Origin of the sequence: Paenibacillus thailandensis (assembly GCF_042685365.1) — a bacterium.
GTDB classification, from domain to species: Bacteria; Bacillota; Bacilli; order Paenibacillales; family Paenibacillaceae; genus Paenibacillus_AP; species Paenibacillus_AP thailandensis.
The window spans coordinates 11,843-31,935 of record NZ_JBHUMY010000020.1; the positions used below are offsets into that span (position 1 = coordinate 11,843).

The 20,093-nt window shown below is 55.5% G+C and carries 19 protein-coding genes; 9 read left to right on the top strand and 10 right to left on the bottom strand.

Annotation, left to right across the window (positions count from 1 at the left end; translation table 11 throughout):
- Positions 1–33: 33 nt before the first annotated feature.
- The 8 genes from ACFSW5_RS16770 (at position 34) to mtnB (ending at position 8,044) form a co-directional block, all read left to right on the top strand.
- Complete coding sequence (locus ACFSW5_RS16770) at positions 34–495, top strand: hypothetical protein (RefSeq protein WP_379275442.1); 462 nt, start codon at positions 34–36, stop codon at positions 493–495.
- A 110-nt stretch (positions 496–605) separates the two neighbouring features.
- Entirely contained in the window at positions 606–1,799 is a 1,194-nt protein-coding gene (locus tag ACFSW5_RS16775) for a pyridoxal phosphate-dependent aminotransferase (RefSeq protein ID WP_379275444.1), read from the top strand.
- A 386-nt stretch (positions 1,800–2,185) separates the two neighbouring features.
- Positions 2,186–3,292, top strand: a complete 1,107-nt coding sequence (gene proB / locus ACFSW5_RS16780) for a glutamate 5-kinase (protein WP_379275446.1) — start codon at positions 2,186–2,188, stop codon at positions 3,290–3,292.
- 35 nt (positions 3,293–3,327) lie between these two features.
- Entirely contained in the window at positions 3,328–4,575 is a 1,248-nt protein-coding gene (locus ACFSW5_RS16785; RefSeq protein WP_379275448.1) for a glutamate-5-semialdehyde dehydrogenase, read from the top strand.
- A 42-nt stretch (positions 4,576–4,617) separates the two neighbouring features.
- Positions 4,618–5,499, top strand: coding sequence for a pyrroline-5-carboxylate reductase (gene proC / locus ACFSW5_RS16790; protein ID WP_379275451.1), 882 nt, complete (start codon positions 4,618–4,620; stop codon positions 5,497–5,499).
- Positions 5,496–6,719, top strand: coding sequence for a 2,3-diketo-5-methylthiopentyl-1-phosphate enolase (locus ACFSW5_RS16795; protein ID WP_379275454.1), 1,224 nt, complete (start codon positions 5,496–5,498; stop codon positions 6,717–6,719). The genes proC and ACFSW5_RS16795 overlap by 4 nt, the downstream gene beginning before the upstream one ends.
- A complete protein-coding gene (locus tag ACFSW5_RS16800; RefSeq protein ID WP_379275458.1) occupies positions 6,716–7,384 on the top strand; it encodes a 2-hydroxy-3-keto-5-methylthiopentenyl-1-phosphate phosphatase in 669 nt (222 codons plus the stop codon). The genes ACFSW5_RS16795 and ACFSW5_RS16800 overlap by 4 nt, the downstream gene beginning before the upstream one ends.
- A gap of 6 nt (positions 7,385–7,390) precedes the next feature.
- On the top strand, positions 7,391–8,044 hold the full coding sequence (gene mtnB, locus ACFSW5_RS16805; protein WP_379275460.1) for a methylthioribulose 1-phosphate dehydratase: 654 nt from the start codon (positions 7,391–7,393) through the stop codon (positions 8,042–8,044).
- Between the two features lie 195 nt (positions 8,045–8,239).
- On the opposite strand, the gene ACFSW5_RS16810 is transcribed toward mtnB, so the two are convergent.
- The gene (locus ACFSW5_RS16810) at positions 8,240–8,596 is read right to left on the bottom strand and encodes a winged helix-turn-helix transcriptional regulator (RefSeq protein WP_379275463.1); all 357 of its coding nucleotides are present in this window, start codon (positions 8,594–8,596) and stop codon (positions 8,240–8,242) included.
- 171 nt (positions 8,597–8,767) lie between these two features.
- Here ACFSW5_RS16810 and ACFSW5_RS16815 point away from each other — a divergent pair, with 171 nt between their 5' ends.
- On the top strand, positions 8,768–9,364 hold the full coding sequence (locus ACFSW5_RS16815; RefSeq protein WP_379275465.1) for an NAD(P)H oxidoreductase: 597 nt from the start codon (positions 8,768–8,770) through the stop codon (positions 9,362–9,364).
- Between the two features lie 192 nt (positions 9,365–9,556).
- Here ACFSW5_RS16815 and ACFSW5_RS16820 read toward each other — a convergent pair whose 3' ends face one another.
- From ACFSW5_RS16820 to dinG, 9 genes are all read right to left on the bottom strand, one after another.
- Positions 9,557–10,237, bottom strand: a complete 681-nt coding sequence (locus ACFSW5_RS16820; RefSeq protein ID WP_379275468.1) for a DnaD domain protein — start codon at positions 10,235–10,237, stop codon at positions 9,557–9,559.
- Positions 10,238–10,316: 79 nt separating this feature from the next.
- Entirely contained in the window at positions 10,317–11,528 is a 1,212-nt protein-coding gene (locus ACFSW5_RS16825; RefSeq protein WP_379275471.1) for an acetate/propionate family kinase, read from the bottom strand.
- Complete coding sequence (locus ACFSW5_RS16830; RefSeq protein ID WP_379275473.1) at positions 11,525–12,400, bottom strand: 3-hydroxyacyl-CoA dehydrogenase family protein; 876 nt, start codon at positions 12,398–12,400, stop codon at positions 11,525–11,527. Before ACFSW5_RS16830 ends, ACFSW5_RS16825 begins: the two co-directional genes overlap by 4 nt.
- 170 nt (positions 12,401–12,570) lie before the next feature.
- On the bottom strand, positions 12,571–14,085 hold the full coding sequence (locus tag ACFSW5_RS16835) for an AAA family ATPase (RefSeq protein ID WP_379275475.1): 1,515 nt from the start codon (positions 14,083–14,085) through the stop codon (positions 12,571–12,573).
- Positions 14,078–14,614, bottom strand: a complete 537-nt coding sequence (locus ACFSW5_RS16840) for a hypothetical protein (RefSeq protein ID WP_379275477.1) — start codon at positions 14,612–14,614, stop codon at positions 14,078–14,080. The genes ACFSW5_RS16835 and ACFSW5_RS16840 overlap by 8 nt, the downstream gene beginning before the upstream one ends.
- Positions 14,615–14,768: 154 nt before the next feature.
- A complete protein-coding gene (locus tag ACFSW5_RS16845; RefSeq protein ID WP_379275479.1) occupies positions 14,769–15,293 on the bottom strand; it encodes a cell wall elongation regulator TseB-like domain-containing protein in 525 nt (174 codons plus the stop codon).
- The gene (locus ACFSW5_RS16850; RefSeq protein ID WP_379275481.1) at positions 15,293–16,594 is read right to left on the bottom strand and encodes an amidohydrolase; all 1,302 of its coding nucleotides are present in this window, start codon (positions 16,592–16,594) and stop codon (positions 15,293–15,295) included. The genes ACFSW5_RS16845 and ACFSW5_RS16850 overlap by 1 nt, the downstream gene beginning before the upstream one ends.
- Positions 16,575–17,231: a redox-sensing transcriptional repressor Rex gene (locus ACFSW5_RS16855; RefSeq protein WP_379275483.1), complete on the bottom strand. Its 657-nt coding sequence runs from the start codon at positions 17,229–17,231 to the stop codon at positions 16,575–16,577. The genes ACFSW5_RS16850 and ACFSW5_RS16855 overlap by 20 nt, the downstream gene beginning before the upstream one ends.
- On the bottom strand, positions 17,228–20,086 hold the full coding sequence (gene dinG / locus ACFSW5_RS16860) for an ATP-dependent DNA helicase DinG (RefSeq protein WP_379275485.1): 2,859 nt from the start codon (positions 20,084–20,086) through the stop codon (positions 17,228–17,230). The genes ACFSW5_RS16855 and dinG overlap by 4 nt, the downstream gene beginning before the upstream one ends.
- Positions 20,087–20,093 lie beyond the last annotated feature (7 nt).

Consider the following 20,093-nt stretch of genomic DNA (forward strand, 5'->3'; position numbering starts at 1 on the left):
GCGCATGCTGCCTTATTAAAAGGAGACAAACGAATGCACAACATGAAATGGAACCGCCTCGTTGCCGGATTGCTTGTCGTTTGCGGCTTAACCTGCTTCGCCGGCGCCGCGGCCGCTTACGCCGCTCCGGAACCGTCCGTATCGCTGCGTCCCGTTCAAGTTTTCGACGTCAAGGCGGAGAAGGTCGTCCGGACGATCGACAATGACGAACAATTCCAAGCTTACGTGAAGGAATGGGTTCGATCCGTCACCGGATTTGCTCCGCAGCTGCGGCCGGATGAAAACTGCAGCTACGTTTACCGGATCCCGCTTGCGGAGCCGGTGACGGTTTCTTTTAACCGGGTTGCGATCCGTTCCGAGGACGTGTTCCTCTTTTATTGCGACGGCACTCCGCCCCTCCTCCTTGTATTCGACGATCGGCGCAGACCGTATTTGCTACTTTTCAAAGCGGATATTACGCCATTTATCCGAAAAGTCGGCCTTCCCGCCTTATAATCCGGACTCCGCCCGGCCGGCCCGCGCCAATCGCCGCTCGACACGCTGCCGTTCGCATGCTACATTAAATTGAAAACGATTTGTGCAGGATCATTGTGGAGAGTGAGCGAATGAAAACCGATTCGAAACTGATGGATATTAGGCCGGCCGACCGAATGAAAGGTTTGCCGACGCAATTTTTCGCGAAGCTGGTCGCCAAAGCGAACGCCCAGGCGGCGAAAGGCCGGGACGTCATCAATTTGGGACAAGGCAACCCGGATAAGCCTACCCCGCCCCATATTGTAGCCAAGCTGCAGGAAGCGGCCGCCAATCCTTTGTACCACCGGTATCCGCCGTTCAGCGGATATCTCTTTTTGAAAGAAGCCGTCGCCAAGCGTTATAAGGAAGATTACGGCGTCGAGCTGGATCCGAATACGGAAGTGGCCATCTTGTTCGGCGGCAAAACCGGCCTTGTCGAAATTAGCCAATGCTTGCTGAATCCGGGCGACGTCTGCCTTGTTCCCGATCCGGGTTATCCGGATTATTGGTCGGGCGTGGCGCTCGCCGGCGCGGAGATGTCGTTCATGCCGCTTAGCGAGGCGAACCGCTTCTTGCCCGATTACGGCAACATCGACGAACGGACGGCGGCTCGCGCCAAGCTGATGTTTCTCAATTATCCGAACAATCCGACCGGAGCGGTGGCAGACTCCGCCTTTTACGAGAAAACGGTCGAGTTCGCCAAGCGGCACAACATCGTTGTCGCCAGCGATTTCGCTTACGGCGCCATCGGATTCGACGGGCGGCGGCCGGTAAGCTTCCTGGAAACGCCGGGGGCGAAAGAGGTCGGCGTCGAGTTCTACACGTTGTCCAAAACGTACAACATGGCCGGATGGCGGGTCGGTTTCGCGTTAGGAAACGCCAAGGTCGTCTCCCTCATTAACGAAATTCAAGACCACTATTACTGCAGCTTGTTCGGCGGCATTCAGGAAGCGGCTGCCGCTGCGCTGACCGGTCCGCAGCAATGCGTCGACGAGCTTGTGGCAAGATACGAGAGACGCCGAGAAGCTTTGTTCGCCGCGCTTGACGAGATCGGCTGGAAAGCGGCGAGACCGGGCGGCTCCTTCTTCTGCTGGCTCCCGGTGCCCGAAGGGCATACGTCGGAATCGTTCGCCGGTCTTGCGCTGGAGAAAGCCGATGTCGTCGTCGCTCCGGGCGTCGGCTTCGGCCGAAGCGGCGAAGGTTATGTGCGCCTTGGCTTGCTGGCGGATGAAGAAAGACTTGTCGAAGCGGTCGGAAGGATCGGCAAGCTCGGATTGTTCGGCTGACGGCATATTCTGTCTTCTATTTGAACAACTGGCTTCTTTACAGTCCGGTGCCGACATGTTATGCTAATTTCAATCTATGTACAGCCGTTATACGGATCATAACGTGATGACGGGACCAGTAAGCATGTCAAGGTCGTGAACCAGAGAGCGGATTTCCACGGGCTGCAAAAATCCGACTCGACCGCATGCCGAACCCACCCCCGAACGGCCGGCGAGGAGCCGGACAGCGCCTCTGTTACAAGGCCCAAGTCGGATGGCCCGGAGCGACCCCGCTTATAAGCGGCGGCATCGTTGTCGGCCATCAATGAAGGTGGTACCGCGGAAGCGTTGGCTTTCGTCCTTTAGAGGACGGAAGCCTTTTTCATTTTTGACGGAAAGGGATCAATATGCCGGATAATAACCTTATTGTAGTGAAAATCGGGAGCAGCTCGCTTACGTCCGAAGAAGGCGGCTTGAACCGGGAAAGAATCGCTTTTTTTGCCGAAGAGCTCGCTTCCCTTCATGCCGAAGGCCGCGGCGTCGTCCTCGTCACCTCGGGCGCCGTGGCGGCCGGCTTCCGCCAAATCGGCTATAACGCAAGACCGAAGGCGCTCCACGAGAAGCAGGCCGCCGCCGCGGTCGGCCAAGCTTTGCTCATGCAAGCTTATCAAGAGGCTTTCGGCCGCCACGGCATCGTCGCCGCGCAGCTGCTCTTGACCCGGGCCGACTTCTCCAACCGGAAGCGGATCAACAATGCGATGATGACGATGGAAGAGCTGCTGCGGCTGCGGACCGTCCCGATTATTAACGAAAACGACACCGTCTCGACGGGCGAGCTGAAATTCGGGGATAACGACAATTTGTCCGCTCTTGTCGCCAATATGTGCAAAGCGGAGCAGCTTATCATTATTACGGACATGGACGGATTGTACACGGACGATCCGCGCCGCAACCCGGAGGCCGTCAAAATCGACCGGGTCGACCAAATTACCGGCGACATCGTCCGCTTGGCCGGAGGAGCGGGTTCCTCGGTCGGCACGGGCGGCATGCGTTCCAAGATCGAAGCGGCGCGGATCGCTACGCGAGGCGGCATCCGAACCTTTATCGGCCGGGTGCTCGATGCCGGCGACCTCCGGCTCGCGGCCGAAGGGTGCGGCAAAGGGACGTATTTCGACACCGCGCTGAACAGCTTGCCGATGAAAAAACAATGGCTAGGCTTCCACTCGCTGCCTCAAGGCAGCATCACGGTCGACGCCGGCGCCGAACGCGCGCTGCTGATCGGCGGCAAAAGCCTGCTGCCGGTCGGGGTCACCGGCTTGGACGGCGACTTCCATCCGGGCGACGTCGTCGAGGTTAGAAATGCGGAGGGCGAAACGATCGGCCGCGGTGTCGTCAATTATGCCGCCTGGCAGGTGAAAGCCGTCGCCGGGCTCAGCACGGATGAAATCCGCGACCGGATTGACGTCCACCGAATCGAAGTGATTCACCGCGACGAATGGGTGTCGCTAAGGTAATTCAAAACTTTGCAATTTACGGGAGGTAACCTACGATGAGCGAGGTACGGGATAAAGCGCTGCTGGCGAAGCAAGCGGCGCAAGCGATGAACCGGCTTAGCACGGAACAAAAAAATAAAGCGCTGCTGGCAATGGCCGAAGCCTTGATTGCCGGCGCGCCGCATATTATAGAAGCCAACCGCCGCGATCTCGACCGCGGACGCGCGGGCGGCACAAGCGAGTCGATGCTTGACCGGCTGGCGCTCACGGAAGAGCGTATCCGGGGCATCGCCGAAGGGCTGCGGCAAATCGCCGAGCTGCCCGATCCGGTCGGCGAGCTGCTGGAGCAGTTCGAGCGTCCGAACGGACTGCGCGTCGAGAAACGGAGAGTTCCGCTAGGCGTCATCGGCATGATTTACGAGTCGAGGCCGAACGTGACGGTCGACGCCGCGGGGTTATGCTTGAAGACGGGCAACTGCGTCGTGCTGCGCGGCGGATCCGCGGCAATCGAATCGAACAAAGCGATCGTAGCCCTATTGAAGGAAGCTTTGGACCGCTCCGGCGCGCCGGCCGACGCCATTCAGCTCGTCGAGGATTCCGACCGCGGTTCCGTTAACGAGATGCTGAAGCTGAACGGCTTGCTCGACGTCGTCATTCCGCGCGGCGGAGCCGCCTTAATCCAAAATGTCGTCCAAAACGCCACCGTTCCCGTCATTGAAACGGGGGCCGGCATTTGCCATACTTATATCGACGATTCCGCGAAGCTCGGCATGGCCGTCGACATCGCTTTTAACGCCAAGGTGCAAAGACCGTCCGTATGCAACTCGATGGAGACGCTCCTGGTGCACGAAGCGTTCGCCGCTCGCTCGTTAAACGAGCTGCTGCAGCCGTTCGCCGAAGCCGGCGTCGAAATAAGAGGCTGCGAGCGGACGGCGGCTGTCCTGCCGGGTATCAAGCTCGCCGGTCCGGCCGACTACGCGACGGAATATAACGACTATATTATGAACGTCCGAATCGTGTCCGGCCTGGACGAAGCGCTCGACCATATCGCGGCTTACGGCACGAAACATTCGGAATGCATCGTCACGGAAAGCGGCGCGAACGCCGAGCGCTTTCTGCAGGAGGTCGACGCGGCAGCCGTCTACCATAACGCATCCACCCGCTTTACGGACGGCTTCGAGTTCGGCTTCGGCGCGGAAATCGGCATCAGCACGCAGAAGCTGCACGCCCGCGGCCCGATGGGCTTGCCCGCCCTCACATCCACCAAGTTCCGCGTTTACGGCGACGGGCAAACGAGAGGCTGACCCGAATATAGCAAGCAATTTATACAACGGAGGAAACGAGCGATGAGCTTAACGACCCAATCCGGACAGTCTTCGGCCGTTTCGAATTTGCGCATATGCTTCTATGGCGCCGGTTCGATGGCGGAGGCGCTTGTCCGCGGACTGATTCATAATAACTTGGCCGAGCCCGGCCGCATCTCGATGTTGAACCGCCAGAACGCGGACCGGCTGCGCGAACTGCACGACCGGTACGGCATCGTTACGGTGCAGCAAGGCGTTAGCCCCGAGGATCTGCTTCAAGACGCCGATATCGTCATGCTTGCGATGAAGCCCAAAGACGCGGCCGAGGCGATTGCGCAAATCAGGCACCTGCTTCGTCCCGAGCAGCTAATCGTATCCGTCATCGCCGGTCTGTCGATCGATTCGTTAAGCCGGCTGATCGGCAAACCGGTATCGATCGTCAGGACGATGCCGAATACGTCTTCGACGATCGGGCTGGGCGTGACGGGGCTCAGCTATTCCGCGGGCGTAACCGATCGGCAGCGGATCGTTGCCGAGCAGCTGTTTGGAGCGGTCGGCATGACCGTGACGATCCCGGAGTCCATGCAGGACGCCGTAACGGGCGTGTCCGGCAGCGGACCCGCCTACGTTTATTATTTTATGGAGTCGATGATTGCCGGAGCGGTCGAGCTCGGCTTCGATCCGGAGGAATCGCGCCGTCTGGTGCTGCAGACGTTCCTGGGCGCGGCCGAGATGGTGCGCCAAACCGGAGAAGACCCTGCCGAGTTGAGAAGAAAAGTAACTTCGCCGAACGGGACGACGCAGGCGGCTATCGAGCTGATGGAACGGGACGGCTTGAAAACGACCGTCATGGGAGCCGTTGCGAGATCGGCGGAGAGAGCCGGCGAAATCGGGAAAGAATTGGAAAGGAAGATTAACGAATGAATGGCATGTGCGTAGCCACTTACCGCTGCTTTGATGAAAAAGCGGATTTTCATAAACGGGCGTTATCCATCGCCGTCGGGCTGACGGTCGGCAGCTGGACCGAGCTGCCGGAAGCGCGAAAAGCAGAGATGGAGAAGCATCTCGGCAAGGTGCTGTCCGTCGAAGTGCATGAAGAAGCGGGAAAGGAAAGGTACGCGGATATCCGCATCGCCTACCCGGACATTAACTTCAGCCGCGACATTCCGGCGCTGCTCGTCACGATATTCGGCAAGCTGTCGATGGACGGACGAATCAAGCTGATCGACATCGACGTTTCGGACGAGTTCCGGTCCGCTTTCCCGGGACCGAAGTTCGGCCTTCAAGGCGTGCGCGATCTTCTTGGCGTGCACGACCGTCCGCTTTTGATGAGCATATTCAAATCCGTCATCGGCTACGATCTGGCGAATTTGCAGGAACAATTTTATAAGCAGGCGCTTGGCGGCGTAGACTTGATCAAGGATGACGAAATATTGTTCGAGAACCCGCTGACGCCGCTGGAAAAACGGGTGGAAGCCTGCATGGAGGCGGCTCGCAAAGCAAGCGAGGAAACCGGCCAAAAGCTGCTTTATGCGGTGAACTTGACCGGCCCGACGTCGCAGCTCGCGGACAACGCGCGCAAAGCGATTGCGGCCGGCGCCAACGCTTTGCTGTTCAACGTGCTCGCCTACGGCTACGACGTGCTTCACGAGCTGAGCAAGGACCCGTCCATCTCGGTGCCGATCGCGGCGCATCCGGCGGTCGGCGGCGCTTATTATCAATCGCCTTATTACGGCATCGGCGCATCCGTCCTGTTCGGCAAGCTGATGCGTCTGGCGGGCGCCGACCTCGTCCTGTTCCCTTCCCCGTACGGCTCCGTTGTGATGCCGAAGGAAGAAAACATGGCGGTCAAGGAAGTGCTCCTGGCCGAAACGGACGGCCTCAAAGCGAGCTTCCCGGTTCCGTCGGCCGGCATCCATCCGGGACTTGTCCCGCTTATTTTGCGCGACTTCGGACAAGATGTCGTCGTCAACGCCGGCGGCGGCGTACACGGCCACCCGCTGGGCACCGCTGCCGGCGGCAAGGCTTTCCGGCAAGCCATCGATGCGGTGCTGGCCGGGGAATCGCTGGAGGAAGCGGCCCGAAAGCCGGGAGCCGAACCGCTTCAAGCGGCAATTGATGCATGGGGGATTAGACATTCATGAGTATGACAGCCAGACAACGCGTTATCTTTTGCGATTTCGACGGCACGATTACCGTCAACGACAACATCGTCGCGATCATTCGCCATTTCAACCCGCCGGGTTGGGAAGCGATCGCGGAGCAGGTGCTGGCGCAGCAAATTTCGATCCGGGACGGCGTCGGGCGGATGTTCCGCCTCCTCCCCGCCTCGCTGAAGGAGCAAGTGGTCGATTACGGCATCTCCAACGTCCGTATCCGCGAGGGTTTCGCCGAGCTTCTCGCTTACGCGAAGGAAGCCGGTATCGACTTTTACGTCACAAGCGGCGGCATCGACTTTTTTGTCTATCCGGTGCTGGAGCGCTTCGGCATTCCGACCAACCATATTTTTTGCAACGGTAGCGATTTTTCGGGAGAACGAATTGAAATTACGTGGCCGCATCCATGCGATGAGCACTGCAATAACGATTGCGGCATGTGCAAAACGACGATTATGCGCCGTTTCCCGTCCGACAGGTACGAGCGCATCATTATCGGCGACAGCGTAACGGACTTCGAAGGGGCCAAGCTGGCGGACGTCGTTTACTCCCGCTCCCATTTGACGGAGAAATGCCGGGAGCTGGGCCTTGCGCATACCGAATTCGAAACGTTCCACGATATAATCGACGATATGAAACGGGAAAGGAACTGACAGCAGATGAGCAGCTTCGAGCACATTACTTTGGAACAGAAGCAACAAGCGTTCGCCGAGCTGAGAGAGGTGAAGGAGCTTTTTGCCTCCCGCGGCTGGTTTCCCGGCACAAGCGGCAATTTGTCGGTGCGGGTAGGCGATTTTGACCCGGAGCAATTTTATTTCGCCATTACGGCCAGCGGCAAAGACAAAACGGTCAATACGCCGGAAGACTATTTGCTGGTGGACAAGCAAGGCAAAGCTTGCGAGAAAACGAACCTCCGCCCTTCCGCGGAAACGCTGATCCATTGCGAAATTTACCGGTTAACGGGCGCGGGGGCGATCTTCCATATTCACTCCGTGTTCAATAACGTCATCTCGGAATATTTCTGGAACCGCGGCTCGGTGCCGGTCGACGGCGTCGAGCTGATTAAAGGATTGAACATTTGGGAAGAAGAAGCGCATATCGAGATTCCGATCGTATCGAATTATGCCGATATTCCGCGGATCGTCCCGGAAGTGACGGAACGGCTGCAGGCCGGCGTGCCGGGCATCCTCCTCCGCAAGCACGGCATATACGCTTGGGGCGCCAACGCGTTTGAAGCGAAACGCCATATCGAATCGTTCGAGTTCATCTTCGAATACGTGTACCGGCTGGAACTGCTCAAAAAAGGTCTGTAACGATCTGTTCCGGACATTACCATTACGGTCAAAAGCGGCAGCCATGGACGATTTAAGTAAAGTCCAGGCCTGCCGTTCTTTTTTGAAGGTTGGCGTATATCCGTTTTAAACAGAGACTGGATAGAATATAGAAACAGCGGCAGCTTTGGACCGAAAAAGAAAGTCCCAGGCTGCCGCTGTTTTATTGAGGTACCCTTATTCTGAGCAATTGATCATCCACTTACGTTGATTCATATATCGCTCGCCCCACTCGCCCAATTGGTCTAATATGGATTCCAGCGACTTTCCGAGTTCACTCATTTCATAGACAACTTTCGGCGGCACTTGGTTATACACCGTTCGAATGATGATGCCGTCTTCTTCCAGCTCCCGAAGCTGTTGAGTCAACATCTTTTGTGTAATTTCGGGGATTTTCTTTTTTAGTTCGTTCGTTCTCATCGGCCCGGGTCCACAGTTCAAATGGCATAATATCAATAATTTCCATTTTCCTCCTAAAACCTCCAACGTCGCTTCCGCGGGGATGTTATAAGTCCGTGTTTTCGGCAGTTCCATAGGATAACCATCCTCTAATCGGTTTTGATTAAACGGGTACTTTTCGGTGCCTATAACACTTTTCAGTTCTTATAGCACAAAAAAGTGCGTTCTTCCGTTTTTTTCCTTCATCCTACATAATTTTATCGTACCTGATTCGAACAAAAAAGTAGAAAATGGAAGGTGACGGCTTTGAAAATATTAACCGTTGTATCGCACCCTAGGGTGAATTCCTTAACCTTTTCGGTCGCGGCCCGTTTTACACAGGGGCTCGCCGATGCCGGACACGAAACGGAAATACTCGATCTGCATCGCAGCGGCTTTAATCCCGTGTTGTGGGAAGCGGATGAACCCGACTGGTCTTCCGACGATCGCAAGATCTATTCTCCCGAGGTTGAAGCCGAAATCGAACGAATGCAGAAACACGATGCTCTCGCCTATATTTTCCCGATATGGTGGTTCAGTCTGCCTGCTATGCTGAAAGGATATATCGACCGGGTTTGGAACAATGGTTATGCATACGGCTCCAATAAATTGCATCACAAACAAGTACTGTGGCTTGGTCTGGCAGCGGCTCCGAAAGAACACTTTGAGAAAAGACAATACGATAAAATGCTCTCCCAGCTGCTGAACATCGGAATGGCCGATTACTGCGGAATATCCAATAGCAAGGTCGAGATATTCTATGACACCTTGGATTCAAGGCCGGAAATTTTCGATAAGCTTCTGACGCAAGCTTATGATCTCGGATTACATTATGACAAAGCGTCAATCGCCGCAACTTCCTAATTCAAGTACAAGTTTCAGCATGGCAAATAGGGTTGTCCCGTCGTTCCGGATTCCGGATGACAAGACAACCCTTGTTTCGTTCCCCATATCATTAGTTGAACTAAACGTTGACGGCCGTTCCTTTCGAAAGGGAGCTCCCTTTCTCCTTCCATTTGGCTTGGTCGATGAAGTTCATCGGTCCAACATCAATAGCTAATGTTTTCCGCCTCTGAATTTTTGCGCGTGAGCCCGCGCCTCCTCTTCGTTGGTAACGCGGTTCCGGCTCCACTCCAGCAAAATCCGGTCGATATACCGCAAGCTAAGCTTGCCGGCAAACACGGCTTCTTTCAGCGCGAACCGGATAATCTCCTCCGAATAGCGGTCTTGGTCGAGCCATCCGCTGATCGTTTCGCATTCCATCGGGGATAAGAGCCGGCCGAATTCCTGCTCGAACACGGAAAACAGATTGCTCGGATCGGCCGCTCTCCGCTCCGGCTTGCGGTTTGTTTGCTGCTTCGTCCGGCGCTTGTCCTCTGCGGCCCATTCGGCCGCTTTCAGCAGCCATCCCTCCAGACTGTAGCGCTCGGATTGAACCCCGGTCGACGGATCAATCTCGTCTTCGATCGCCAGAAATCCGTCCCGGAGCAGCCGGCCAAGCATTTGGGCCACGGCAACGGGCGTCGTCCCAAGCCTCTCCGCCAGCTGTTCGGGCGTCGGAAATTCGATATATTCCCTCTCGCCGAACAACATCAGCTGAAGAAGCAGCATCATCTCCGTATCCGATAACCCAAGCTGGCGGTACGACTTGAGAAGCAGCGCCGAAACATGGATGCCGCCTTCGTTCAGGGCAGCGGCCAACCCGCGCGAATAAGCTTTCCACATCTCCTGACTCAACTCATCCGCCGCCTTTCGCATAAACAAAATTATAAATCCTATAGTTGAAACCTTTACACTCGCTATATTCGATTAACCGTTACCCGTTTAACTTGCGTTTGACAAGATCGTACGTATCGCGGGCAATCAGAAGCTCTTCGTTCGTCGGTACGACGAGCACCTGCACTTTGGACGACTCCGAAGAGATCCGGCGCGTTTCTTTGCTGCGGACGGCGTTTTTCTCGTCGTCCAGCTCGACCCCGAGGAAGGTTAGCCCCTCGCACACCGCTTTGCGCAGCGCGCTCGAATTTTCGCCTACGCCCGCGGTGAAGAGCAGCACGTCGATGCCGTTCATGGCTGCCGTATATGCCCCGATATATTTGCGGAGACGGTAGACGTACATGTCGAACGCAAGCTTCGCTTTCGCGTCGCCTTCCTCCATCGCCTGCTCGATTTCGCGCATGTCGCTGCTCAGTCCGGAAACGGCCAGCATGCCGCTGTGCTTGTTCAGCATCGAATTCACTTCGCTAAGCGTAAGCTCTTCCTTGTTCATGACGTACGGGACGATTGCCGGATCCAGATCGCCGCTCCGCGTCCCCATCATCAGACCTTCAAGCGGCGTCATGCCCATGCTTGTGTCGTACGATTTTCCGTTCAGGATCGCCGTGCAGCTGGCGCCGTTGCCGATATGGCAGCTGACGATTTTGAGCGATTCGATCGGCTTGCCGAGATAATCGGCCGCTTGTCCGCTTACGTATTTGTGGGACGTGCCGTGGAAGCCGTAGCGGCGAACTTTGTGCCGGCTGTAAAGAATCGTCGGAATCGGGTACAAATACGACGTCCGCGGCATCGATTGATGGAACGCCGTATCGAACACGACGACTTGCGGCACGTCCGGCAGGTTGGCCTCCACCGCGTTAATCCCCATCATATGGGCCGGATTGTGCAGCGGCGCAAGATCAAACAGCCTGCGGATTTCCAGCTTCACTTCCTGGTTGACGACAACGGACTCCTTAAACGTCTCGCCGCCGTGTACGATCCGGTGGCCGACAGCGTCGATTTCGCCGATCTCTGTCAAAACGCCGTACTCGGCATCCACCAGCATTTCCAGCACCCTTCTGACGGCCGTTACATGGTCCAAAATTTCGCTAACCTGACGCGCCTCCGGCTTGCCCGCCGGCTCATGGGTTACGATCGAGGAGTCCATGCCGATCCGCTCGACGCGCCCGCTTGCGAGCACCGATTCATCCAACATGTTATAGAGCTGATATTTTAAAGAGGAGCTTCCCGCATTGATGACTAAAATTTTCATTGTATCCGATCCCCATCCATATCGTATTTAAAAAATCCTTGTCCCGACTTGACGCCAAGATGGCCTGCCCGCACCATCTTTTTCAATACGATGGAAGGGCGGTATTTCAATTCGCCGTATTCGCGGAACATGCCGTCAAGCGCGGCAAGGACGGAATCGAGGCCGAACCGGTCGGCCATCTCGAACGGGCCGTGCTGGAACGAATACCCGATGCGCATGGCGCTGTCGATATCTTCGGCCGATGCCACGCCTTCTTCAAGCACGTGCAGCGCTTCGTTAATAAACAGGCAAATAAGCCTGCTCGTGACGAAGCCAGGCGATTCGAACACCATGATTCCTTTTTTCCGGATCACTTCCTCGACGAAAAGACGCGTCTGTTCAAACGTGTTTTCGGACGTCTGAAGCCCCCGTACGATTTCGACCATGTCGATTTTCGTCGCCGGGTATACGAAATGCAAGCCGATAATCCGTTCGGGATGAGCGGCTACGCTGGCGATTTCGGTCAAGCTTAAAGCGGAAGTGTTGCTGGCCAGAATGACGTCCGGCTTGCAAATCCGGTCCAAATCCTGAAAAACCGCTTTTTTGATCAGCAAATCCTCCGTAATCGATTCGATCACAAGATCGCATTCCGCAAGCTCCATATAATCTTTGGCTTTATGAATACGATTCATGAGCAGCTTCTTTTCGGCTTGCGTAAGCGCCCATTTTTCGATTTTTTTATCGAGGCTTTGCTCGATCATATGAAGGCCGTGATCCAGCCGTTCCTCGTTTTTTTCCACGAGACATACATCAAGGCCGTTGGCGGCCAGCATCTCCGCGATGCTTTGTCCCATCGTGCCAACGCCCACTACACCGACTTTTCTTATTGCCATAACGTGTGGTTCTCTCCTCTATAAGGTTGTGCATCTATCTTTTCTGAAAATTGAGAAACATTCTTAATGCGTATGTATCCCAATTCATTATAACGATTTTCAGCAAAAAATGAAGGCAGACAATTGTCTACCCCCAAAATTTTTTATGACAATTATACTTTTTGCTGGGGTCAATATGCCGCGGCGACGGACGTTTGCGACGGCGTCCGGCCAAGCAGCCGCCGGAATTCGTCGCCCGTCAGCGTCTCCTCGCGGATAACGACGTCAAGCGCGCTCACGAACACTTCCCGCTTTGCTTCCAGCATGGACTTGGTTCTTTCCATCAGCTCGTCCAGAATCGAACGCGTTACTTTCGCCCAACCGTCGGGCGTCATCATTTGCGCGTCGATAATGCCCAGCTCGGTCAACCCCGACTCCACCATCGTACGCACGATGTTCATCGCTTGGTCGAAATCGCCTTTCGATCCGGTGCTCCGGCCGCCGTAAAAAATTTCTTCGGCCGCCGCGCCGCCAAGCGCGATCATAATTTGTTGATCGAGAAATTCGCGCGTATACAAATAATGGTCTTGCTGCGGGTTATGCCTTACGTAGCCGAGCGCCTGGCCGCGAGGCGACAACGCTACGCTGGAAACGCTGCCGGGACGCACAAGCTCGGCCATAATAGCATGCCCAAGCTCATGGAGCGCCACTCTTTCGCGTTCTTCGTTCGTTGCTTCGCGGTCCGTCTTCTCGCCCATCATAACCTTGTCGATCGCCATCGCGAGATGATGATCGCCGATCGTCTCGCTATCTTCCCGCATCGCATAAATCGCGGCTTCGTTCATGACGCTTTCGAGCTGCGCGCCGGAGAAGCCAAACGACTCGGACGCGATCCGGTCCAGATCGACATCGGGATGCAGCGGCTTGTTCGCCGCATGGATGCTCAATATATGCTTGCGCCCTTTTTTGTCCGGAAGATCGACCGTAATGTGGCGGTCGAACCGTCCCGGACGGAGCAAAGCCGCATCCAGCGAATCTTTGCGGTTCGTCGCCGCTATGAGCAATATCCGAGGCTTGTCGTTCGTATGAATGCCGTCCATCTCGGTCAGCAATTGGTTAAGCGTCTGGTCGTATTCGCGCTGCTGGCCGCCGTCGCGCTTGCCGCCGATGACGTCGATTTCGTCGATGAAAATAACGGCGCTGTCCTTGCCCGCTTTTTTCGCTTTCGTCCGCGCTTCCTTGAACAGGTCGCGGATCCGGCTCGCTCCGACGCCCACGTACATTTCGACGAATTCGCTGCCGGAAGCCGCCAAATAGACGGAATTCGTATAATGGGCCGCGGCCTTCGCGAGTAGCGTTTTGCCTGTCCCCGGCGGGCCGGCCAGCAGAATGCCTTTGAGCGGGCGAATGCCCAGTTTGCGAATTTCGTCGGCTTTGACGATGAAGTCAAGCGCTTCGATGAGCTCCTGCTTGGCGCGGTCTTGACCGCCGATTTGCTCAAAGGAGAATGCCGAGGCGTTTACGGCCGACGCACTCCTTCTGCCGGCAATCGGCACGAGATTGCCTCGTCCCTTCGCCGCAAACCATACGGCCGCGCCCAATAAGACCACCATAAAAACGGGCCAGACGTTCACGCCGATATAAGCCAAAAACAAAAACAACGCGGCGCTAAAACCAATGATTATTTCTTTGGCGTATTTACGCATTCGTCCACACCTCCAGCTTGGAAGGCGTGCGCGGCAGCACGACGAACTTCGTCGACTCCCCGTCTCTCAGCGTAATATACACGTTCGTATCGTCCATTTCGGACACCGCCTGAATGCCGTCGTAACGGTCGGAAATCGCCTGCAGCGATTCCGGAATTTGCGAATAATGCTTCGTTTCCATCGCTTCCGCGATATCGAACAATGCCGCGGACCAAGCTTCGTCAAGCCGTTCGCTCGGCTGTTGTTTAATGTCCAGAACGAGCTCGCGGCCGTTCAGCATCGGCTGAACCTGCTTTTTGACGGATTCGTAAACCGATCGCAGACGCGCGTCGGCCTCAAGCGTAACTTCTATCGTAACTTTATCGGAAGTCATGTCCGGCGCGCCGGCCGAAATAATCCCCTCCGATGCGGTAATCGCTTTTTGAATAGGAGCTGCAACGACGGAACGTTCATAAACAAACCATCCTCCGAACAGCACGAGAGCCGAAGCCGCAGCGGTCAATATAATTGCCATGATTCGTTTAGACAACACGGTTTACAGTCCTCCTTCCGCAATCTGCCATGCAGCTGGAGTAAACGATATCTCAACAGCTTCTATCAAGATTGCAATACATAATGATATACAAAGAGTATAGCATATTGCAGGTGCGGAAGTTCGGTGTAAAAACAGGAAACAGCGCCAGTTACGACGCTGTTTTGCCGGTTAAATGATAGTTCTCAAGCAAGGATCCGTCCGTAAACGAATAAAACGCGTAATGATATTTGCCGCTTTCTTTATAATAAACTTCCCATGCCGCCGTTTGAGCCACATAGGCGGGCTGAATGCGCAATATTTCGGCATCCGGACGGGAAGCCCTAAATTCCGCTTCAACCGCATCTTTGGACATCGAGTCCGTCGCCTTCAATGACAGCAGCATCTGTCCGTCCGCATTGAGCCACACGAATCGTTCTTCGCCCGCTTCGTCCCGCCCTGTCACGATCCATAACGGCGAATCCCACACATATTTGCTAACCTGGTCTACTTCCGTGATGCCGGCCGTTTCGCGCGCTTCTGCCGCCACTACCGACTGCTCCTGCCAGATCGGCTTATAGATCGAACGGTAATACAGCAAAGCGGCCGTTATGAGCACAAGGATTGCGGCGACAATAAGCGCAGCGGCGCGCCGTACCGTGATAACCGGCGGCCTTTTTTTCTCGATCGCCCTCATTATGCGCGAAGCAGCCTTTCGAAGCTCGCCTGCGCGTCGTATCGAATCCGTTCCTCATCCAAATAAACGCATTCGCCGTTTTTGACGACTTGCCGTCCGTCAACCCACACATGCGCCACGTCGCGGCCGGACCCGGAATATACAAGGTGCGAAACGATATCGGTGAGCGGATAATAATGCGGCTGATCGATATCGACAGCGATGAAGTCGGCTTTCATCCCTGCGCGCAACACGCCGATGGAGTCGTCCTGCCAAATCGACTTCGCGCCGTACACGGTCCCCATCCGCAAAGCTTCGGCGGCCGGCACGACGGTCGGATCGCCCGTAACCCCTTTGTGCAGCAGGGCGGCGAATTTCACTTCCTTGAACAGATCCAGGTTGTTGTTGCTGGCCGCGCTGTCCGTTCCAAGCGATACGGTAACGCCGGCGCGCAGCAGCTCCGGAACCCGGGCTACGCCGCTCGCCAGCTTCAAGTTGCTCACCGGATTATGGGATACGGCGACTCCGCGGTCGGCCAGCAAAGCGATTTCTTCGTCGTTCAGATGAACGGCATGCGCCACGAGAGACGGGCGGGAGAAAAATCCAAGCTTGTCCAAATGCTCGACGGGGCGTGCCCCGTATTCCTTAACGTTCTGCTCCACTTCAGCAAGCGTCTCCGACATATGCGTATGCAGCGGGAGATCCAAATCGTGGGCAGCCTGGACGAATCGTTCGATGTAATCCGGTGGGCAAGTGTAAGGCGCATGCGGCGAGATCATCGTCCGAATGCGTCCGTCCGCTTCGCCGTTCCAGTCCTTCGCGAATCGGATCGCTTCCGCAAGCTTCGCTTCCTGTACCTCGGGCGGGCACAAGCCGATAACGCCCCGCGTCAATAGGCCGCGAATGCCCGCTTGCTTCACGGCTTCGGCGACCTGATCCATCCGGTCGTACATATCGACGAAAGCGGTCGTTCCGCTCTTCAGCATTTCGGCAATCGCCAGCAACGAGCCCGCCTTCGTATCCGCATCGACGTATTTGGCTTCCATCGGCCACATTTTTTGTTCAAGCCATACTTGCAAGTTCTGATCGTCGGAATACCCCCGAAGCAGCGACATCGCCGCGTGGCCATGGGTATTGACAAGACCCGGCATGAACGCCAGCTTGCTTCCGTCAAGCTGCTCCGCCCCTTCCGGAGCCGGGTTCGGAGCCGTTTCGCCGATATAAGTAATCCGGTCGTCCGCGATGACCATATGCCCCCGGAAAGCGGGCTTATCTTCCTCCATCGTTACGAACAGCCCGTTTTTAATCCAAAGCTGACCCATCCGTGTTTCTCCTCTCGCTTTCCAAATAAAAAGCCAAGCTAAGCAATTCCTTCGTGAAATCGGCGTAATGCACCCGCACATGCTCCGGAACGCGCAGCACAGCGGGCGCAAAATTCAATATCCCTTCGACGCCGGCTTCGACGATCTGATTGGCGACGGCTTGCGCCGCAAAATCCGGCACGGTAATGATACCGATCCGAATTTGCTGCTCGATCACCGTTTGCTTCAGCTCGCTCATCGGCTGCACCGTCAAATGGTTGATCTTTTTGCCGATCTTTTCGACGTTTTCGTCAAAGACCGCCACGATCTTCATATTATCCTTCGAATACTTGTTATAATTGCATAACGCATGACCAAGATTGCCGGTTCCGACCAAAGCGACGTTAATTTTCTGATTCAGCTTTAATATTTGTCTGATATGCCCGATCAGATTCAAAACGTCGTATCCGACGCCCTTGCGCCCAAAATCCCCGAAATAAGCCAGATCTTTCCGGATTTGAGCGGGATTTAAGCCGAGCTCGTTGCCGAGCTCCTGAGACGATACGGTGACGACCTCCCGCCTTTCAAACTCGTACAGCACTTGCAGGTAAGTCGGCAGGCGACGGACGACCGCTTCGGATATTTTGTCCTGTTTCATAGCTCCTCATCTCCTGACGTCAGCCATTCGCGAATGCGGGGAACCATCTGTTCCGTAAACATCGTTTCGATCTTCGGACCGGGAAGCGAATATAAAAAGTGCTTCCCGTAATACGATTCGATGGCGCGATTGTCATACAGCAGAACGATGCCTTTATCCTCTGACGTCCGGATCAGCCGGCCGAAGCCTTGCTTGAACCGGATAACCGCCTGCGGAATCGACAGCTTCATAAACGGATTTTGGTTTTGCTGCTGCAAGAGCTCCGATTTCGCCTCGACGAGCGGATGGTTCGGAGGCTGGAAAGGAAGCCGGACGATAGCCAAACAAGTGAGCGCTTCTCCCGGTATATCCACGCCTTCCCAAAACGAGCTTGTCCCAAGCAGAACCGAAGCCGGATTTTGCATAAAGCGCCTCGTCAGCTTCGTCCGGTTGCCGCTGTCTATCCCCTGGCCGATCACTTGAATGCCGATCTGCGCCAGCTGTTCCTTCAGCGGGTCGTAAATTTGCTTCAGCATCCGATAGGACGTGAACAGGACGAGCATTTTGCCTCCGACCTCCGCCGCCGCACTCGCCAGCGATTCGACAAGCTTGCCGTTGAAGTTCGCGTCTCCCGCCGAACCTTTCAGCGTCGGAAAATTGCGCGGGATGATAACAAGCGCTTGCTCGCGGTAACGGAAAGGCGAAGGAAGCTGAACCGTACGCAGCCTCCCCGCTTCCTCGTAGCCGTCCAGACCGAGCTGCTCCGCGACGTATTGGAACGATTTTTGCACCGACAGCGTTGCCGAAGTGAGCACGATGCTGTCTTTGACGTCGAAGAAGTATTGCTGCAGCTGGCTGCTTACGTCTACCGGCGCTCCGTACAAATGGACGGATCTATAGCGGTATACGGTGCTCGCTTCAAGCCAATAGACATGGGACTTGCTTTCCATGTTCATAAAGGTGCGAAGATCGTCCCTCACCCGCGTCAAATCGCGAACAGCTCCGTTCAGATCGGTTACTAGCGCTTGAATGCCGGTGTCGTCCAGCCGGTCCTTAATCTCGTTCAGCAACTTGTCGAGCTGCTTGATCGCCGTTCCGAGCCCGGTATGAATATTCGATTCTTCGTTCAACGCATCGTCCCAACCCGAAGGCAGACTATCGGCCTTGAGCCGGTAGACGGCTTGGCTGCTTTCTCCCCCGTTGTCCGGCCCGGCTCCGACGAAAGCGTACAGCATCTCGAAAAGCTTGTCCCAATGCTCCTTCATCTCGTGGAACGAAGGGATAATCGTATCGATCGTTTCGATCCAAGCCGATGCACGATCGTCGCTTTCTCCGGACAATCTCGTTTGCAGCGCGGGCAGCAAGCCGCTTCGCGCATCCTTGTAAAGCCGGGTCGTCGCATTAATCATCGAAAAATACGATAACTGCATGCCAAGATGTTTGCCCGCTACCTCTTCGATATGATGGGCCTCGTCGACAATCAAGTGATCGTAACCCGGCAGCAGCCGGTGATCCGCCTGAACGTCCGTCAGAAGCAGCGAATGATTCGTAATGCAAATGTCGGAGATGGACGCTTCATGCTTGGCGCGATGGTAGTAGCAGCGTCTAAACCAAGGACATGCCCGGTTCAGGCACGAATCCGAATCGCTTGCCACCGTCGACCAGAACTCCGATGCGCGGTTGCTCATGTTCAGCTCTTCCTGATCGCCGGTTTCCGTTTCGCCCAGCCACACGACAAGCTGCGCAGCCGTAAGCGAATCTTCGATCGGCGAGGCCATATCGTTCATATTGACTTTGCTTTCGAATTTCCGCAAGCATAGGTAGTTTCCTCTGCCTTTAAAAACCGAAGCGCGGAAAGGAAACGGCACCGCTTGCGTCAACAAAGGGATGTCCCTTGCGCGGAGCTGCTCCTGCAAATTGATGGTATGCGTGCTGACAACGATTTTTTTATCTTCCTTCATGCCATAATAGAGGGAAGGAATAAGATACCCAAGCGATTTCCCGGTACCGGTCCCCGCTTCGATCAGCAAATGGCTGGAGTCCTCCAGCGACCGGTATACTTCGTGGAACATTTGCGTTTGGGCGGGACGTTCCTCGTAACCTTCAAACATCTGTTTGAAGTTCTGCTGCACCTGCTCCAAAAATTGGTCAAAGGAAAGATCCGCAAGCGGATTCTCCGCTTCGTCCGCCCGGGCGGGCTTCTCGTCCGACCATTCGCCGACTTTTATCGCAAATCGGTTGAAATAATGGTAGGCATCCTCGTCAATCGCGGTTTGCCGTTCCTTCTCTTCCGCCGTAAGCCCGACGAACCAGCCCAAATCCGTATGGCTGTCCAAAAGCAAGGAAAGCCGCTGCAAAGTTAGCAGTGGCAAATTCCTTAGCTTCGTCACGAGCAGGCTGAACAGCTCCGCCGTCGCCATTGCATCGCTGTCGGCCTGATGATGATTGTTATGATCGATGCCCATCAAATCGGTAACGGCGCCAAGCTGATACGTCGAAATGGTCGGGAACAAAAACTTCAGCAAATCGATCGTATCCAGCCTTCGGCCGGCAAACGTATGATAACCCGCCTTGTCGAGCGATTGGTTCAAAAAACCGGCGTCAAAGCCGACGTTATGCGCAACCAGAACCGCATCGTCAAGCAGCGGAATAAGCTTCATCAGCACTTCCTCGGCCTCCGGAGCGTCCGCTACCGTCTCCGCGTCTATTCCCGTCAGCTGCGTAATGAATGGAGGAATTGCAATCGTTGGCTTGACGTACGAGCTGAACGTATCGACGATTTCAAGCTCTTCGTTCAACAGCACGACGCCGACTTGCAATATTTCGTCATCGGCGCTGTGCCCCGTTGTTTCTAAATCCAATACGGCAAATTTCATTCATTTC

What these genes read in the sequence shown, in the direction of transcription:
- ACFSW5_RS16770 (WP_379275442.1), top strand. Translation starts at nt 34, where the DNA reads ATGCACAACATGAAATGGAACCGCCTCGTTGCCGGATTGCTTGTCGTT.
- ACFSW5_RS16775 (WP_379275444.1), top strand. Translation starts at nt 606, where the DNA reads ATGAAAACCGATTCGAAACTGATGGATATTAGGCCGGCCGACCGAATG.
- proB (WP_379275446.1), top strand. Translation starts at nt 2,186, where the DNA reads ATGCCGGATAATAACCTTATTGTAGTGAAAATCGGGAGCAGCTCGCTT.
- ACFSW5_RS16785 (WP_379275448.1), top strand. Translation starts at nt 3,328, where the DNA reads ATGAGCGAGGTACGGGATAAAGCGCTGCTGGCGAAGCAAGCGGCGCAA.
- proC (WP_379275451.1), top strand. Translation starts at nt 4,618, where the DNA reads ATGAGCTTAACGACCCAATCCGGACAGTCTTCGGCCGTTTCGAATTTG.
- ACFSW5_RS16795 (WP_379275454.1), top strand. Translation starts at nt 5,496, where the DNA reads ATGAATGGCATGTGCGTAGCCACTTACCGCTGCTTTGATGAAAAAGCG.
- ACFSW5_RS16800 (WP_379275458.1), top strand. Translation starts at nt 6,716, where the DNA reads ATGAGTATGACAGCCAGACAACGCGTTATCTTTTGCGATTTCGACGGC.
- mtnB (WP_379275460.1), top strand. Translation starts at nt 7,391, where the DNA reads ATGAGCAGCTTCGAGCACATTACTTTGGAACAGAAGCAACAAGCGTTC.
- ACFSW5_RS16810 (WP_379275463.1), bottom strand. Translation starts at nt 8,596, where the DNA reads ATGGAACTGCCGAAAACACGGACTTATAACATCCCCGCGGAAGCGACG.
- ACFSW5_RS16825 (WP_379275471.1), bottom strand. Translation starts at nt 11,528, where the DNA reads ATGAAAATTTTAGTCATCAATGCGGGAAGCTCCTCTTTAAAATATCAG.
- ACFSW5_RS16830 (WP_379275473.1), bottom strand. Translation starts at nt 12,400, where the DNA reads ATGGCAATAAGAAAAGTCGGTGTAGTGGGCGTTGGCACGATGGGACAA.
- ACFSW5_RS16835 (WP_379275475.1), bottom strand. Translation starts at nt 14,085, where the DNA reads ATGCGTAAATACGCCAAAGAAATAATCATTGGTTTTAGCGCCGCGTTG.
- ACFSW5_RS16845 (WP_379275479.1), bottom strand. Translation starts at nt 15,293, where the DNA reads ATGAGGGCGATCGAGAAAAAAAGGCCGCCGGTTATCACGGTACGGCGC.
- ACFSW5_RS16850 (WP_379275481.1), bottom strand. Translation starts at nt 16,594, where the DNA reads ATGGGTCAGCTTTGGATTAAAAACGGGCTGTTCGTAACGATGGAGGAA.
- ACFSW5_RS16855 (WP_379275483.1), bottom strand. Translation starts at nt 17,231, where the DNA reads ATGAAACAGGACAAAATATCCGAAGCGGTCGTCCGTCGCCTGCCGACT.
- dinG (WP_379275485.1), bottom strand. Translation starts at nt 20,086, where the DNA reads ATGAAATTTGCCGTATTGGATTTAGAAACAACGGGGCACAGCGCCGAT.